This is a genomic window from Pseudomonas sp. zfem003, from assembly GCF_032621675.1.
Taxonomy (GTDB): domain Bacteria; phylum Pseudomonadota; class Gammaproteobacteria; order Pseudomonadales; family Pseudomonadaceae; genus Metapseudomonas; species Metapseudomonas otitidis.
In genome coordinates this window covers 155,564-170,475 of the sequence record NZ_JAVYJG010000012.1, presented here as the reverse complement: position 1 = coordinate 170,475, position 14,912 = coordinate 155,564, and the positions used below count along the sequence as shown (strand labels likewise).

13 protein-coding genes are annotated in these 14,912 nt (G+C 65.5%); 9 read left to right on the top strand and 4 right to left on the bottom strand.

Annotation, left to right across the window (positions count from 1 at the left end):
* Positions 1 to 148: 148 nt before the first annotated feature.
* Positions 149 to 1,462 carry a histidinol dehydrogenase gene (gene hisD, locus RTK35_RS26700; protein WP_044409660.1) on the top strand — a complete coding sequence of 438 codons (1,314 nt, stop codon included), beginning with the start codon at positions 149 to 151 and terminating at the stop codon, positions 1,460 to 1,462.
* 2 nt (positions 1,463 to 1,464) lie between these two features.
* Positions 1,465 to 2,517 (top strand): histidinol-phosphate transaminase, encoded by a 1,053-nt coding sequence (gene hisC, locus RTK35_RS26695; RefSeq protein ID WP_279802553.1) that lies wholly within the window; start codon positions 1,465 to 1,467, stop codon positions 2,515 to 2,517.
* A gap of 66 nt (positions 2,518 to 2,583) precedes the next feature.
* Here the strand turns inward: hisC and algW are convergent, their stop codons facing one another.
* On the bottom strand, positions 2,584 to 3,741 hold the full coding sequence (algW, locus tag RTK35_RS26690) for a Do family serine endopeptidase AlgW (RefSeq protein ID WP_074971617.1): 1,158 nt from the start codon (positions 3,739 to 3,741) through the stop codon (positions 2,584 to 2,586).
* Between the two features lie 113 nt (positions 3,742 to 3,854).
* Here algW and RTK35_RS26685 point away from each other — a divergent pair, with 113 nt between their 5' ends.
* The 3 genes from RTK35_RS26685 (at position 3,855) to cysN (ending at position 7,582) form a co-directional block, all read left to right on the top strand.
* Positions 3,855 to 4,613 carry a Nif3-like dinuclear metal center hexameric protein gene (locus RTK35_RS26685; protein WP_316909384.1) on the top strand — a complete coding sequence of 253 codons (759 nt, stop codon included), beginning with the start codon at positions 3,855 to 3,857 and terminating at the stop codon, positions 4,611 to 4,613.
* Positions 4,614 to 4,759: 146 nt separating this feature from the next.
* On the top strand, positions 4,760 to 5,677 hold the full coding sequence (gene cysD / locus RTK35_RS26680; protein ID WP_044409649.1) for a sulfate adenylyltransferase subunit CysD: 918 nt from the start codon (positions 4,760 to 4,762) through the stop codon (positions 5,675 to 5,677).
* A gap of 12 nt (positions 5,678 to 5,689) precedes the next feature.
* Entirely contained in the window at positions 5,690 to 7,582 is a 1,893-nt protein-coding gene (gene cysN / locus RTK35_RS26675; RefSeq protein ID WP_236210952.1) for a sulfate adenylyltransferase subunit CysN, read from the top strand.
* Between the two features lie 116 nt (positions 7,583 to 7,698).
* Here cysN and RTK35_RS26670 read toward each other — a convergent pair whose 3' ends face one another.
* Positions 7,699 to 8,139: a YhcB family protein gene (locus tag RTK35_RS26670; protein WP_044409644.1), complete on the bottom strand. Its 441-nt coding sequence runs from the start codon at positions 8,137 to 8,139 to the stop codon at positions 7,699 to 7,701.
* 128 nt (positions 8,140 to 8,267) lie between these two features.
* Between RTK35_RS26670 and RTK35_RS26665 the strand changes: the two genes are divergently transcribed.
* The 3 genes from RTK35_RS26665 to zapE all read left to right on the top strand — a co-directional run bounded on the left by RTK35_RS26665 (position 8,268) and on the right by zapE (position 11,461).
* Positions 8,268 to 8,897 (top strand): alpha/beta hydrolase, encoded by a 630-nt coding sequence (locus tag RTK35_RS26665; protein ID WP_282886273.1) that lies wholly within the window; start codon positions 8,268 to 8,270, stop codon positions 8,895 to 8,897.
* Positions 8,898 to 8,926: 29 nt separating this feature from the next.
* Complete coding sequence (locus tag RTK35_RS26660) at positions 8,927 to 10,273, top strand: tryptophan--tRNA ligase (RefSeq protein ID WP_316909383.1); 1,347 nt, start codon at positions 8,927 to 8,929, stop codon at positions 10,271 to 10,273.
* 93 nt (positions 10,274 to 10,366) lie between these two features.
* Complete coding sequence (gene zapE, locus RTK35_RS26655) at positions 10,367 to 11,461, top strand: cell division protein ZapE (RefSeq protein ID WP_044409635.1); 1,095 nt, start codon at positions 10,367 to 10,369, stop codon at positions 11,459 to 11,461.
* A 64-nt stretch (positions 11,462 to 11,525) separates the two neighbouring features.
* Here zapE and RTK35_RS26650 read toward each other — a convergent pair whose 3' ends face one another.
* Positions 11,526 to 12,491, bottom strand: a complete 966-nt coding sequence (locus RTK35_RS26650; RefSeq protein WP_182851912.1) for a hypothetical protein — start codon at positions 12,489 to 12,491, stop codon at positions 11,526 to 11,528.
* A gap of 128 nt (positions 12,492 to 12,619) precedes the next feature.
* Positions 12,620 to 13,519: a GlxA family transcriptional regulator gene (locus tag RTK35_RS26645; protein WP_172435049.1), complete on the bottom strand. Its 900-nt coding sequence runs from the start codon at positions 13,517 to 13,519 to the stop codon at positions 12,620 to 12,622.
* A gap of 239 nt (positions 13,520 to 13,758) precedes the next feature.
* Between RTK35_RS26645 and RTK35_RS26640 the strand changes: the two genes are divergently transcribed.
* A complete protein-coding gene (locus RTK35_RS26640; protein ID WP_044409625.1) occupies positions 13,759 to 14,895 on the top strand; it encodes an acyl-CoA dehydrogenase family protein in 1,137 nt (378 codons plus the stop codon).
* Positions 14,896 to 14,912: the final 17 nt, after the last annotated feature.

Here is a 14,912-nt window from a genome sequence, read left to right as displayed (position 1 = left end):
CCCTCCAGGCCCGTTTCCCGCTCGGGAGCCGGCCTGGCGTGCAGCTCCGGCCCTATCCGTGTCATAGCGAATTTTCTCGGGTGCCCGCACGGTGGGCTTGGTAGTCTAGCGGCGCCCGAGTTAACGCCATTCTTACAAGAGGCTCGCTATGACTGCTCCCATTGCTATCCGTCGTCTCAATGCCGCTGATCCGGACTTCGGTCGACACCTGGATCATTTGCTGAGCTGGGAAAGCGTTTCCGACGAGGCGGTCAACCAGCGCGTCCTCGACATCATCCAGGCCGTGCGCGAGCGTGGCGATGCCGCCGTGGTCGAGTTCACCCAGCGCTTCGATGGCGTGCAGGCCACCACTATGGCGGAGCTGATCCTCCCTCGCGAGCGTCTGGAACTGGCCCTGACCCGCATCACCGCCGAACAGCGCCAGGCGCTGGAGAAGGCCGCCGAGCGGGTGCGCCTGTACCACGAGAAGCAGAAGCAGGACTCCTGGACCTACACCGAGGCCGACGGCACCGTGCTGGGCCAGCAAGTCACCCCGCTGGACCGGGCCGGCCTTTACGTACCGGGCGGCAAGGCGTCCTACCCGTCTTCCGTGCTGATGAACGCCATCCCGGCCAAGGTCGCCGGCGTGGCCGAAGTGGTGATGGTGGTGCCGACCCCCCGTGGCGAGATCAACGAGATCGTCCTCGCCGCCGCCTGCGTGGCCGGCGTCGACCGCGTCTTCACCATTGGTGGTGCCCAGGCCGTGGCCGCGCTGGCCTACGGCACCGAGAGCGTGCCGCGTGTCGACAAGATCGTCGGCCCCGGCAACATCTACGTGGCCACTGCCAAGCGCCACGTCTTCGGCCAGGTAGGCATCGACATGATCGCCGGCCCCTCGGAGATCCTGGTGGTCTGCGACGGTGACACCGACCCGGACTGGATCGCCATGGACCTGTTCTCCCAGGCCGAGCACGACGAGGATGCCCAGGCCATCCTGGTCAGCCCCGATGCCGCGTTCCTCGACAAGGTGGCTGCCAGCATCGACAAGCTGCTGCCGACCATGGAGCGTGCCGAGATCATCCGCACCTCCCTCAGCAACCGCGGCGCGCTGATCCAGGTCGCCGACCAGGCCCAGGCCTGTGTGGTGGCCAACCGTATTGCCCCGGAACACCTGGAGCTGTCGGTGGCCGAGCCCGAGGCCTGGCTGCCGCACATCCGCCACGCCGGCGCCATCTTCATGGGTCGCTACACCGCCGAGGCACTGGGCGACTACTGCGCCGGCCCGAACCACGTGCTGCCGACGTCCGGCACTGCGCGTTTCTCTTCGCCGCTGGGCGTGTATGACTTCCAGAAGCGTTCGTCGATCATCTACTGCTCCGCTGATGGCGCGTCCGAGCTGGGCAAGACCGCTTCCGTACTGGCCCGTGGCGAGTCGCTGACCGCCCACGCCCGCAGTGCCGAATACCGGATCAAGGGGGAGTGAGCATGAGCAAGTTCTGGAGTCCCTTCGTCAAGGAACTGGTGCCCTACGTACCGGGTGAGCAGCCGAAGATCGCCAACCTGGTGAAGCTGAACACCAACGAGAACCCCTACGGCCCTTCGCCGAAGGCCATCGCCGCGATGCAGGCGGAGCTGGGCGATAGCCTGCGCCTCTACCCGGACCCGAACAGCGACCGCCTCAAGCAGTCCGTTGCCGACCACTACGGTGTGAGCACGGCCCAGGTGTTCGTCGGCAACGGCTCGGACGAGGTGCTCGCGCACATCTTCCACGGCCTGTTCCAGCACGGTCGCCCGCTGCTGTTCCCCGACGTGACCTACAGCTTCTACCCGGTCTACTGCGGCCTCTATGGCATTCCCTTCGAGGCGGTGCCGCTGGACGAGCAGTTCCAGATCCGTGTGGAGGACTACGCACGTCCCAACGGCGGCATCATCTTCCCCAACCCGAACGCGCCCACCGGCTGCCTGCTGACCCTGGACGCCGTGGAGGCCCTGCTGAACGGCAGCCCGGACTCGGTGGTGGTGGTCGATGAGGCCTACATCGACTTCGGTGGAGAGAGCGCCATCGCCTTGGTCGACCGCTACCCGAACCTGCTGGTGACCCAGACCCTGTCCAAGTCCCGCTCCCTGGCCGGCCTGCGTGTGGGCCTGGCGGTGGGGCACCCGGACCTGATTGAGGCCCTGGAGCGGATCAAGAACAGCTTCAACTCCTACCCGCTGGATCGCATGGCGATTGCCGGTGCGGCGGCGGCCTTCGATGACCGCGCCTGGTTCGATGAAACCCGCCAGCGCGTCATCCACAGCCGCGAGCAACTGGTAGCGGCGCTCGAAGCCCGTGGCTTCGAGGTGCTGCCGTCAGCAGCGAACTTCGTCTTCGCCCGTCACCCGGGCAAGGATGCCGCGGGCATTGCGGCGGGGCTGCGGGAAAAGGGCGTGATCGTGCGCCATTTCAAGCAGGCGCGCATCGCTCAGTTCCTGCGCATCACCATCGGTACGCCGGAGCAGAACCAGGCGCTGCTGGATGCCCTGGACGCGAGCTGATCGCGAAGCGGTAACGAAAAAGCCGAGGCATGACCTCGGCTTTTTCATGGGCGGACGCTGGCGGCCTCAGTCGTTCTCCGCCGGTGCCACCTGCTGGGGCGGGCGCAGGCCCACCTCCGCCACCAGTTCCAGCAACTTGCCGTTGCGCATCACCTGGATGCTGACCTTCTCGCCGGGCTTGGTGCGGGCCACCTGGTTCATCGAGCGGCGGCCATCGCCTGCCGGCTCACCGTCGATGGCGAGGATGATGTCCCCCGGCAGCAGGTTGGCGCGCTGGGCCGGGCTGTCTCGGTAGATGCCGGCAACCACGATGCCGGGGCGGCCGGTGAGGCCGAAGGACTCCGCCAGCTCCGGTGTCAGCGGCTGCACCTCGATGCCCAGCCAGCCACGGATCACCTGGCCGTGCTCAATGATTGCCTTCATCACCTCCAGGGCCAGCTTGGTGGGGATGGCGAAACCGATGCCCTGGGAGCCGCCGGTGCGGGAGAAGATCGCGGTGTTGATACCCACCAGGTTGCCGGCGGCATCCACCAGCGCGCCCCCCGAGTTGCCCGGGTTGATGGCGGCGTCGGTCTGGATGAAGTCCTCGTAGGTGTTCAGGCCCAGCTGGTTGCGGCCCGTGGCGCTGATGATGCCCATGGTCACCGTCTGACCGACCCCGAACGGGTTGCCGATGGCCAGGGCGACGTCGCCGATGCGGATGGCGTCGGAACGCCCGAGGGTGATGGCCGGCAGGTTGTCGAGGTCGATCTTGAGGACCGCCAGGTCCGTTTCCGGGTCGCTGCCCACCAGGCGGGCCAGGGTTTCGCGGCCATCCTTGAGGGCGACGACGATCTGCTCGGCACCGGCGGTGACGTGGTTGTTGGTCAGCAGGTAGCCCTCGGGGCTCATGATCACCGCCGAGCCCAGGCTGGACTCCATGCGGCGCTGGCGGGGCAGGTTGTCACCGAAGAAGCGCCGGAACTGCGGGTCGTCGAACAGCGGGTGCGCCGGCTTGCTCACCACTTTGGTGGTGTAGAGGTTGACCACGGCGGGCGACGCGCTGTCCACCGCCTCGGCGTAGGACTCGGGGCCGGGGCGCGAGACGCTGTAGCGGGGTGCTTCCTGAAGGTGGACTTCCTGGCGGGGCAGGCCCACCAGCTCGGGGTACTGCTGGATGATCAACAGGGCGACCAGTACGCCGACAAGCAGGGGCCAGCCGAAGAAACGCAGGGCCTTGGACATCGAGGGGAATCCTGAGGGTTGCGAGGGGGGAGAGGCCCCCTTAAGGTGGCGGCCATTATACGGGGCGGCGACGAAGAAAATAGCCGCGCGAAACAGCTTGTGAGGAGAGGCGGATGGCCATCGCACTGACCACCCTGGTGGAAGAAGCGGATCGTTACCTGGGCGCGTCGCGCATCAGCGACTACTGCCCCAACGGGCTGCAGGTGGAGGGGCGCCCCCAGGTACGGCGCATCGTCAGCGGCGTCACGGCCAGCCAGGCCCTGCTGGATGCGGCGGTGGAGGCCGATGCGGACGTGGTGCTGGTCCACCACGGCTATTTCTGGAAGGGCGAGAGCCCCTGTGTCACCGGCATCAAGCAACGCCGATTGAAGACACTGCTCACCCACGACATCAGCCTGCTGGCCTATCACCTGCCGCTCGATGTCCACCCCGAGGTGGGCAACAACGTGCAGCTGGCACGGCAGCTCGACATCACCGTGGAGGGCCCTCTCGACCCGAACGATGTCAAGGTGGTCGGCCTGGTCGGCTCGTTGTCCGAGCCGATGGCGGCGCTGGACTTCGCCCGGCGCGTGCGCGACGTGCTCGGCCGCGAACCGCTGCTGGTGGAGGGATCGCGGTCGATCCAGCGCATCGGCTGGTGCACCGGCGGCGGCCAGGGCTACATCGACACGGCCATCGCGGCAGGCGTCGATCTCTACCTCACCGGCGAGGCATCCGAGCAGACCTTCCACAGCGCGCGGGAAAACGATGTCGGTTTCATCGCGGCCGGCCACCACGCCACCGAGCGCTACGGCGTGCAGGCGCTGGGCGAATACCTGGCTCGGCGCTTCGCCATCGAGCACCTGTTCATCGACTGTCCCAACCCGGTTTGAGGCGCTTTCGGCGCCCATTTCCGCGGCTATATAACTAGATCGTTTCGTTCTAACAGGGCGCCTCAATATAAGGAGGTGCTGTGCTAGAGTGCGCGCTCGTCCACGGCCCGAAGGCCGTCGTATAAGACCGAAATCCGTGAGTAGCCATGCTCGATAAACTGACGCACCTGAAACAGCTGGAGGCGGAAAGTATCCACATCATTCGTGAGGTGGCCGCCGAATTCGACAACCCGGTGATGCTCTACTCCATCGGCAAGGACTCTGCCGTGATGCTCCACCTGGCACGCAAGGCCTTCTTCCCGGGCAAGCTGCCGTTCCCGGTGATGCATGTGGACACCCAGTGGAAGTTCCAGGAGATGTACCGGTTCCGCGACAAGATGGTCAGCGAACTGGGGCTCGAGCTGATTACCCACGTGAACCCCGAGGGCAAGGCCCAGGGCATCAACCCCTTCACCCACGGCAGTGCCAAGCACACCGACATCATGAAGACCGAGGGCCTCAAGCAGGCGCTCGACAAGTACGGCTTCGATGCCGCCTTCGGTGGCGCCCGCCGTGACGAGGAGAAATCCCGCGCCAAGGAGCGCGTGTATTCCTTCCGCGACAGCAAGCACCGTTGGGACCCGAAGAACCAGCGCCCCGAGCTGTGGAACGTCTACAACGGCAAGGTGAAGAAGGGCGAGTCGATCCGCGTGTTCCCGCTGTCCAACTGGACCGAGCTGGACATCTGGCAATACATCTACCTTGAGCAGATCCCGATCGTCCCGCTGTACTTCGCCGCCGAGCGCGAAGTGATCGAGATGAACGGCGCGCTGATCATGATCGACGACGAGCGCATCCTCGAGCACCTGACGCCCGAGCAGAAGGCCAGCATCCAGAAGAAGATGGTGCGTTTCCGCACCCTGGGCTGCTACCCGCTCACCGGTGCGGTGGAGTCCACCGCCCAGTCGCTGCCGGAAATCATCCAGGAAATGCTCCTGACCCGTACCTCCGAACGCCAGGGCCGTGTCATCGACCATGACCAGGCCGGTTCGATGGAAGAGAAGAAACGTCAGGGCTACTTCTAAGGATTCCGCACCATGAGCCACCAATCCGATCTGATCAGCCAGGACATCCTCGCCTACCTGGCCCAGCACGAGCGCAAGGAACTGCTGCGCTTCCTCACCTGCGGCAACGTCGACGACGGCAAGAGCACCCTGATCGGGCGCCTGCTGCATGACTCCAAGATGATCTACGAGGACCACCTCGAAGCCATCACCCGTGATTCCAAGAAGGTCGGCACCACCGGTGACGACGTCGACCTCGCCCTGCTGGTGGATGGCCTCCAGGCCGAGCGCGAGCAGGGCATCACCATCGACGTGGCCTACCGCTACTTCAGCACCGCCAAGCGCAAGTTCATCATCGCCGACACCCCCGGCCACGAGCAGTACACCCGCAACATGGCCACCGGGGCCTCCACCTGCGACCTGGCGATCATCCTGGTGGATGCCCGCTACGGCGTGCAGACCCAGACCCGCCGCCACAGCTACATCGCGTCCCTGCTGGGTATCCGCCACATCGTCGTGGCGATCAACAAGATGGACCTCAAGGACTTCGACCAGGGTGTGTTCGAGTCGATCAAGGCGGACTACCTGCAGTTCGCCGAGCGCATCGGCCTCAAGCCCAGCTCCTTGCACTTCGTGCCGATGTCGGCGCTGAAGGGCGACAACGTGGTCAACCGCAGCGAGCGTTCGCCCTGGTACACCGGCCAGCCGCTGATGGAGATCCTCGAGAGCGTCGAGATCAGTGGTGACCGCAACCTCGACGACATGCGCTTCCCCGTGCAGTACGTGAACCGCCCCAACCTGAACTTCCGTGGCTTCTCCGGCACCCTCGCCAGTGGTGTGGTGCACAAGGGCGACGAAGTGGTGGCGCTGCCGTCGGGCAAGGGCAGCCGCGTCAAGTCCATCGTCACCTTCGAAGGCGAGCTGGAGCAGGCTGGCCCGGGCCAGGCGATCACCCTGACCCTGGAAGACGAGATCGACGTGTCCCGTGGCGACATGCTGGTGCATGCCGACAATCGCCCGCTGGTCAGCGATGCGTTCGACGCGATGCTGGTGTGGATGTCCGAGGAGCCGATGCTCCCGGGCAAGAAGTACGACATCAAGCGCGCCACCAGCTACGTGCCGGGCTCCATCCCCAGCATCACCCACAAGGTGGACGTGAATACCCTGGAGCAGGCCGCTGCCAGCAGCCTGCAGCTGAACGAGATTGCCCGGGTCAAGGTCAGCCTCGACGCCCCCATCGCCCTCGATGGCTACGAGCAGAACCGCACCACCGGTGCCTTCATCGTCATCGACCGCCTTACCAACGGCACCGTCGGCGCCGGCATGATCATCGCCGAGCCTCAGTCCGGCGCGGGCCATCGTGATCCCCTTGGCCACGTCAGCAGCGAGGAGCGCGCCGCGCGCTTCGGCCAGCAGCCGGCCACCGTGCTGTTCACCGGCCTTTCCGGCGCGGGCAAGAGCACCCTGGCCTATGCCGTGGAACGCAAGCTGTTCGATGCGGGGCGCGCCGTCTATGTGCTGGATGGTCAGAACCTGCGCCACGACCTGAACAAGGGGTTGCCGCAGGATCGTGCGGGCCGCACCGAGAACTGGCGTCGTGCCGCCCATGTGGCGCGTCAGTTCAACGAAGCCGGCCTGCTCACCCTGGCCGCCTTCGTCGCGCCGGATGCCGAAGGCCGCGAGCAGGCCAAGTCGCTCATCGGTCCCGAGCGGCTGATCACCGTCTACGTGCAGGCCTCGCCGCAGGCATGCCGCGAGCGTGATCCCCAGGGGCTCTACGCGGCCGGCCAGGACAACATCCCGGGCGAGTCCTTCCCCTACGACATCCCGCTGAATGCCGACCTGGTGGTCGACACCCAGAGCCTGTCGGTGGAGGAGGGAGCCAAGGCAGTCCTCGACCTGCTGCGTGGTCGTGGCCTGATCTAAGCGCCGCTCCACGAAAATGCCCCGCTCAGGCGGGGCATTTTCTTTGGAGCGGGTTGAGCTTTGCCCCATGAAGAAGGCCCCGCATGTGCGGGGCCTTCTGTTTGCTGCGCGTTGGATCAGTACTTGCCTTTGAGACCGAAGCTCTCGTCCAGCGTACCGGGTGAGTCCGGGGCTTTCGGGGCGTAGTCCTTGGGCGCTTCGTTGCTGCGCGGTGGTGTCAGGCGCTCGCGGGTGCCGGGGGCGTCGTCGGCGTGCAGGGCAGCCAGCAGGCGCTGGCGGGTCAGCTCGTCGAGGGCAAGGCGGTTGGCGCCTTCGGACAGGTGTTCCTGGACCTCCTGATAGCTCTGGGTGAGTTTCTTGACCAGGCTGGCGGTGGTGTTGAAGTGGGTGACCACTTCGCTCTGGTAGGTGTCGAAGCGGGCCTGCAGGTCGTCCAGCTGGCGCTGGGTGCGATTGGGGGAGGTGCCCGGCAGCACGCGGGCCACCAGGAAACCGATGCCGATGCCGGCGAGCAGGGCGAGGGCCGGTAACAACCAGGCCGTGAGCGACTGTTCCACGAGTCCTTCCTCTATAAGCGGCTTTGCTTTACGTTAACGGCTCGAATCTGCGCTGTATACCGCGACGCAAGCCCTATGTGGTGCCTAACCAAGACGAGTCGACCCGGCCTGGGGTCACGGAGTTCCCGTTGTCCAATCGTGAAAATCCCATCCTGCTCCAGGGGCCTTGCGGGTCGCTGGAGGCACTTCACCTCGACCTGCCCGACGCCCGTGGGCTGGCGCTGATCTGCCACCCGAACCCCGTGCAGGGCGGGACCATGCTCAACAAGGTGGTCTCCACCCTCCAGCGCACCGCGCGTGATGCAGGCTACGCCACGTTGCGCTTCAACTACCGGGGCGTAGGCGCCAGCGCCGGCAGCCACGACATGATCACCGGCGAGGTGGACGATGCCGAGGCGGCTGCCCGCTGGTTCATCGAGCAGCATCCCAGCCAGCCGTTGACGCTGCTGGGCTTCTCCTTCGGCGGTTTCGTGGCGGCGAGCCTGGCAGGGCGGCTGGAACGCGAGGGTGTCGAAGTACCTCGATTGGTGATGGTGGCCCCGGCGGTGATGCGCCTTGCCGATCCGGCCGAGCTGCCCGAGCGCGCGGCGCTGACGGTGATCCAGCCCGAGGCCGACGAGGTGGTTCCACCCCAGGCGGTGTATGACTGGTGCGCGAGCCTGACACGCCCCCACGAGTTGCTGAAAGTGGCAGAATGCGGCCACTTCTTCCACGGCAAGCTGACAGATCTTAAGGACCTGGTCCTGCCGCGTCTCTGATTCCGAACGAAGTCCGACAAGCGAAAACCATGACCACTCGTATCCTCACCGGTATCACCACCACCGGCACGCCCCACCTGGGCAACTACGCCGGCGCCATCCGTCCCGCCATCGTCGCCAGCCGCGCCAGCGATGTGGATTCGTTCTACTTCCTGGCCGACTACCATGCGCTGATCAAGTGCGACGACCCCGCGCGCATCCAGCGTTCCCGCCTGGAGATCGCCGCCACCTGGCTGGCCTGCGGGCTGGATACCGACAAGGCGACTTTCTACCGCCAGTCCGACATTCCCGAGATCCCCGAACTCACCTGGCTGCTCACCTGCGTCAGCGCCAAGGGCCTGCTGAACCGTGCCCATGCCTACAAGGCCTCGGTGGACAAGAACGTCGAGGCCGGCGAAGACCCGGACGCCGGCGTCACCATGGGCCTGTACAGCTACCCGGTGCTGATGGCGGCGGACATCCTCATGTTCAACGCCCACAAGGTGCCGGTCGGCCGCGACCAGATCCAGCACGTGGAGATGGCACGCGACATCGGCCAGCGCTTCAACCACCTGTTCGGCGCCGGTCGCGAGCTGTTCACCCTGCCCGAGGCGGTGATCGAGGAAGATGTGGCCACGCTGCCCGGCCTCGATGGCCGCAAGATGTCCAAGAGCTACGACAACACCATCCCGTTGTTCGGCAGCGCCAAGCAGCTCAAGGATGCGATTGCCCGCATCGTCACCGACTCCCGCGCGCCGGGCGAGCCGAAGGACCCGGACAGCGCTCACCTGTTCACCCTCTACCAGGCCTTCGCCACGCCGGAGCAGCTGGCCGCGTTCCGTGCCGAACTGCTCGACGGCCTGGCCTGGGGCGAGGCCAAGCAGCGCCTGTTCCAGTTGCTGGACAACGAGCTGGGCGAGGCCCGCGAGCGTTACCACGCACTGATCGAGCGCCCGGCGGATCTGGAGGACATCCTCCTGGCCGGTGCCGCCAAGGCCCGCAAGACCGCGACGCCCTTCCTCAACGAACTGCGTGAAGCGGTCGGCCTGCGTTCCTTCCGCAGAGCGGTGCAGGGCAATGAAGGCGGCAAGAAGAAGGCGACCAAGAGCGCGCGCTTCGTCAGCTTCCGCGAGGACGACGGCAGCTTCCGCTTCCGCCTGCTGGATGCCGCGGGCGAGCAACTGCTGCTCTCCAGCGCCTTTGCCGACGGCAAGGCAGCGGGCCAGGTGACCAAGCGCCTGCAGGCCGGCGAGACCCTGGATATTCGCGTGGACGACAATGCCTTCGCGGTCTGGCTGGACGGCGCGGCCGTGGCACAGAGCCCGGCCTTCGCCGACCTTCAGGCCTGCGAGCAGGCCATCGAGCGGCTGCGCGAGGCGCTTGCACCGCAAGACTGAATGCCCGGCGCAAGCCCGCATTCCGGCTGATTGCCAATCAACGGGGCCGTCGCTAAAGTGACGGCCCCGTTTTTCCTTGCCTTGCTATCGATCATGACCCCCCTCGAGCGCTATCAGGCCGACCTCAAGCGGCCGGACTTCTTCCACGACGCGGCGCAGGAAAATGCCGTGCGTCATCTGCAGCGGCTCTACGACGACCTGATCGCCGATGAGCGAGCCAAGCCCGGGCTGTTCGGCGGCCTGTTCGGCAAGAAACGCCAGGGACCGGTGAAGGGCCTCTACTTCTGGGGTGGGGTCGGCCGTGGCAAGACCTACCTGGTGGACACCTTCTTCGATGCGCTGCCCTTCAAGCAGAAGATGCGCACACACTTCCACCGTTTCATGAAGCGCGTCCACGAGGAAATGAAGACCCTCAAGGGCGAGAAGAACCCGCTGACCATCATCGGCAAACGCTTTGCCGATGAGGCCCGGGTCATCTGCTTCGATGAGTTCTTCGTCTCCGACATCACCGACGCGATGATCCTTGCCACGCTGCTGGAAGAGCTGTTCAAGAACGGCGTTTCGCTGGTGGCCACTTCCAACATCGTCCCGGACGGCCTCTACAAGGACGGCCTGCAGCGCGCGCGCTTCCTGCCGGCCATTGCGCTGCTCAAGGAGCACACCGAGATCGTCAACGTCGACAGCGGCGTGGACTACCGCTTGCGCGCCCTGGAGCAGGCGGAGCTCTACCACTGGCCGCTGGGCCCGGCCTCCGAGGCCAGCCTGAAGGCCAGCTTCAAGAGCCTGCTGCCGGACTGCACCCATGCCCAGGAGGGCGAGGTGCTGATGGTGGAGAACCGCGAGATCCGTGCCGTGCGCGTCTGCGAAGACGTCGCCTGGTTCGAGTTCCGCGAGCTGTGCGATGGCCCGCGCAGCCAGAACGACTACATCGAGCTGGGCAAGATCTTCCACGCGATCATCCTGGCCAACGTGGAGCAGATGGGGGTGGCCAAGGACGACATGGCGCGTCGCTTCATCAACCTGGTGGACGAGTTCTACGACCGCAACGTGAAGCTGATCATTTCCGCCGAGGTGGAGCTGAAGGACCTCTACAGCGGTGGCCGCCTGAACTTCGAGTTCCAGCGCACCCTGAGCCGCCTGCTGGAGATGCAGTCCCACGAGTTCCTCTCCCGCCCGCACAAGCCCTGAGGCGTGCAGGCATGAAAAAGGGCAGGTCTCGGACCTGCCCTTTTTTCATTTCCGCCTTTCGCGCTCAGCGTTGGGCCACTTCCTTCTCGTATTGCTTGAGCAGTTGCTGCGCGTGGGCCACTTCGAGCGCCTCCATGGCGTTGATGGGCTTGATGGCCACCGCCTTGCGCAGATGTTCCAGCACCTTTTCCTGCTCGTCTTCGCCGTACACGTAGACCAGGGCGTTGGCGTATTCGTAGTGGCCGATGGGCAGGTCGTCCTTGGCGGTGAAGGAGCGGGTGAAGTACTGCTCCATCTTGTCCGCGCTGACCCCGTAGGTCATCTTGCCCACCAGCTTGCCGACCTTGCGGATCACCCCGGCTTCATAGCCGCCATAGAGGGCGAGGGCGAAGGGCTGGCGAGGCTGCTTCTTCAGCAGGGCGTCCAGTTCCTCGGGGATCTGGCTGGTGTAGCCGCGCTTGAGCACCACCGGCACCGACAGCTCCTCGCCCAGGCGTGCCTTGGCGTAGACGCGGCCGAACTGGGCCACGGTGTCGGCCTGGACCAGCTCGCCGGCCTCGTCGGTGTACGTGATGACTTCCTCCAGCAGGCGGTGTTTCTCGGCCTGGTCGGGGGCGAGGAACATCGCGTAGATCACCTGGGCGAACATCGCCGGCACCTGGCCGCCCACGCCCAGTTCCAGGCCCTTCTTCTTCGCCTGTTCGAAATCGCCACGGAACATCAGTCGCCAGACGTCCTGCAGGCGCGCGGCGTAGGCCTCTGCTTCCTCGGGCTTGCCGGTGAAGCCGGTGTTGCCAGCTACGGTCATCTCCAGTGCCTTGGGGTTCTGGGTGGCCATGGTCACTACCCAGTCGGCATCGGGGAACGGGTAGTCGGGGCCGAAGCCACGCGTCAGCTGGGGCCAGGCCTGGCGCAGCTTGTCGCCGGAATAGTCGTAGGCGGACTGGTCGTAGGGGAAGGGTTTCCAGCTGTCGTCGGCAGTGGCATGAAGGCTGGCGGCGGCCAGCAGGGCGAGCAGGTAGCGGCGCATGGGAGGGTACCTTTCTTGTTGTTCTGCGCATCCGCCCTCGGGCGGCGAAGGGTCGAGAGCCCGCTAGGGCCTGGCGCGGATCATAAGATGCTCACCCCGGGGGCCAACCCATCCTTGGGATGGCCGCGTCAGTCGCCTTTGTGCTGGAACTGCCGGCGGTACTGGTTGGGCGACAGGGTCGTGTGCTGGCGGAACAGTCGGGCGAAGAAGCTGGCGTCGTCGTAGCCCACTTCGTAGCTGATGGTCTTGATGCTCTTGCGGGTGGCGGAGAGCAGGCCCTTGGCTGTTTCGATGCGTAACCGTTGCAGGTAGTGCAGCGGTTTGTCACCGGTGGCGGCCTGGAAGCGCCGCATGAAGTTGCGGATGCTCATGCCGTGATCCCGGGCCACGTCCTCGAAGCGGAACTTGTCGGCGTAGTGCTCCTCGAGCCAATGCTGGATCTGCAGGATGGTGACGTCCTGGTGCAGCTTCTGTCCGCCGAAGCCGATGCGCCCGGGCGAGTAGCTGCGCTGGACCTCGTAGAGGATGTCGCGGGAGACCGCCTGGGCGATGGAGGCGCCGCAGAAACGCTCGATCATGTAGATGTACAGGTCGCAGGCGGAGGTGACGCCGCCGGCGCAATAGAGGTTGTCGGCGTCGGAGAGGTGCTTGTCCTGGTTGAGCTGGACCTTGGGGAAGCGCTCGGCGAACTCACGGAAGAAGCGCCAGTAGGTGGTCGCCTCCTTGCCGTCCAGCAGCCCGGCCTGGGCCATCCAGAACACGCCGGTCGCTTCGCCGCAGATCATGCTGCCGGCGCCGTGCCGCTCGCGCAGCCAGGGCAGTATCTGGGGGTAGCGCGCGCACTGGGCGTCGAAGTCGTCCCAGAACGCGGGGAGGATGATGACGTCGGCGGCATCCAGGGGGCCGTCCACCGGCATGGTCACTTCGCTGAAACTGCGCACCGGCTGCCCATCCGGGCTGACCAGGTTGATCTGGAACGCGGGCCTCAGCCCCTGGCCCTGCAGCTTGCTGTAGCGCAGGCTGGCCATGTGGAAGAAGTCCTTGGCCTGCATGAGGGTGGAGGCGAAGACGCCGTCGGTGGCGAGGATGCTCACCCGCCTTAGGGTGGGGGACTGCTGAATGGTCATGGTCTTGTTCTTATTAGGGGAAAGCGGTCATTAGGCGGCTGGATCGTCTTATTTTTTGTCGCAAGTGTCCAGTGTGTGCCAGCGCAGGCCTGTCCTACAGTCGGGGCCTTCTTCGACCGACTGCCCGTGAAGGTGACGCGATGATCCCCAGAACGCTCTTCAGCCCCGAACATGAACTCTTCCGTGACAGCGTGCGCCGCTTCCTCGAAGAGGAGGCCGTGCCCTTCCATCACCAGTGGGAGAAGGATGGGCACGTGGACCGGGCCTTGTGGAACAAGGCGGGGGAGGCGGGGCTGCTCTGCTCCCACATTCCCGAGGCCTATGGCGGCGTCGGGGCCGACTTCCTCTACAGCACGGTGGTGATCGAGGAGATCGGTCGCCTGGGTCTCACCGGCATCGGCTTCTCGTTGCATTCGGACATCGTGGCGCCCTACATCCTTCATTACGGCAGCGAGGCGCAGAAGGAGAAGTACCTGCCGCGCCTGGTCAGCGGTGAGCTGGTGACGGCCATCGCCATGACCGAGCCCGGGGCGGGGTCCGACCTGCAGGGGGTGAAGACCACGGCGGTGCTGGATGGCGACCACTACGTGATCAACGGCTCCAAGACCTTCATCACCAACGGGTTCCTGGCCGATCTGGTCATCGTGGTTGCCAAGACCGATCCCAAGGCGGGGGCCAAGGGCACCAGCCTGTTCCTGGTGGAGGCGGATACGCCCGGCTTTTCCAAGGGCAAGCGCCTGGAAAAGGTGGGGATGAAGGCCCAGGACACCTCCGAGCTGTTCTTCCAGGACGTCCGGGTGCCCAAGGAGAACCTGCTGGGCCAGGCAGGCATGGGCTTCGCCTACCTGATGCAGGAGCTGCCCCAGGAGCGCCTGACGGTGGGCATCGGGGCGCTGGCTTCGGCGGAGGCGGCGCTGAAGTGGACCCTCGACTACACCCGCGACCGCAAAGCGTTCGGCAAGGCCATCGCGGAGTTCCAGAACACCCGCTTCAAGCTGGCGGAGATGGCCACCGAGATCCAGATCGGCCGGGTCTTCGTCGACCGCTGCCTGGAGCTGCACCTGCAGCGCAAGCTCGACGTTCCGACAGCCGCGATGCTCAAGTACTGGGGCACGGACCTGCAGTGCAAGGTGCTGGACGAGTGCGTGCAGCTGCACGGTGGCTATGGGTTCATGTGGGAGTACCCGGTAGCACGCGCCTGGGCGGATGCTCGCGTGCAGCGCATCTATGCGGGCACCAACGAGATCATGAAGGAGATCATTGCCCGTTCGCTGTAAGGCACCGGGTCCGCCGC

Excerpts from the sequence above, each read along its gene's own strand:
- RTK35_RS26650 (WP_182851912.1), bottom strand. The coding sequence starts at position 12,491 with ATGCGCCGCTACCTGCTCGCCCTGCTGGCCGCCGCCAGCCTTCATGCC.
- cysN (WP_236210952.1), top strand. The coding sequence starts at position 5,690 with ATGAGCCACCAATCCGATCTGATCAGCCAGGACATCCTCGCCTACCTG.
- RTK35_RS26660 (WP_316909383.1), top strand. The coding sequence starts at position 8,927 with ATGACCACTCGTATCCTCACCGGTATCACCACCACCGGCACGCCCCAC.
- RTK35_RS26685 (WP_316909384.1), top strand. The coding sequence starts at position 3,855 with ATGGCCATCGCACTGACCACCCTGGTGGAAGAAGCGGATCGTTACCTG.
- hisC (WP_279802553.1), top strand. The coding sequence starts at position 1,465 with ATGAGCAAGTTCTGGAGTCCCTTCGTCAAGGAACTGGTGCCCTACGTA.
- RTK35_RS26645 (WP_172435049.1), bottom strand. The coding sequence starts at position 13,519 with ATGGCCAGCCTGCGCTACAGCAAGCTGCAGGGCCAGGGGCTGAGGCCC.
- cysD (WP_044409649.1), top strand. The coding sequence starts at position 4,760 with ATGCTCGATAAACTGACGCACCTGAAACAGCTGGAGGCGGAAAGTATC.
- hisD (WP_044409660.1), top strand. The coding sequence starts at position 149 with ATGACTGCTCCCATTGCTATCCGTCGTCTCAATGCCGCTGATCCGGAC.
- RTK35_RS26640 (WP_044409625.1), top strand. The coding sequence starts at position 13,759 with ATGATCCCCAGAACGCTCTTCAGCCCCGAACATGAACTCTTCCGTGAC.
- zapE (WP_044409635.1), top strand. The coding sequence starts at position 10,367 with ATGACCCCCCTCGAGCGCTATCAGGCCGACCTCAAGCGGCCGGACTTC.
- algW (WP_074971617.1), bottom strand. The coding sequence starts at position 3,741 with ATGTCCAAGGCCCTGCGTTTCTTCGGCTGGCCCCTGCTTGTCGGCGTA.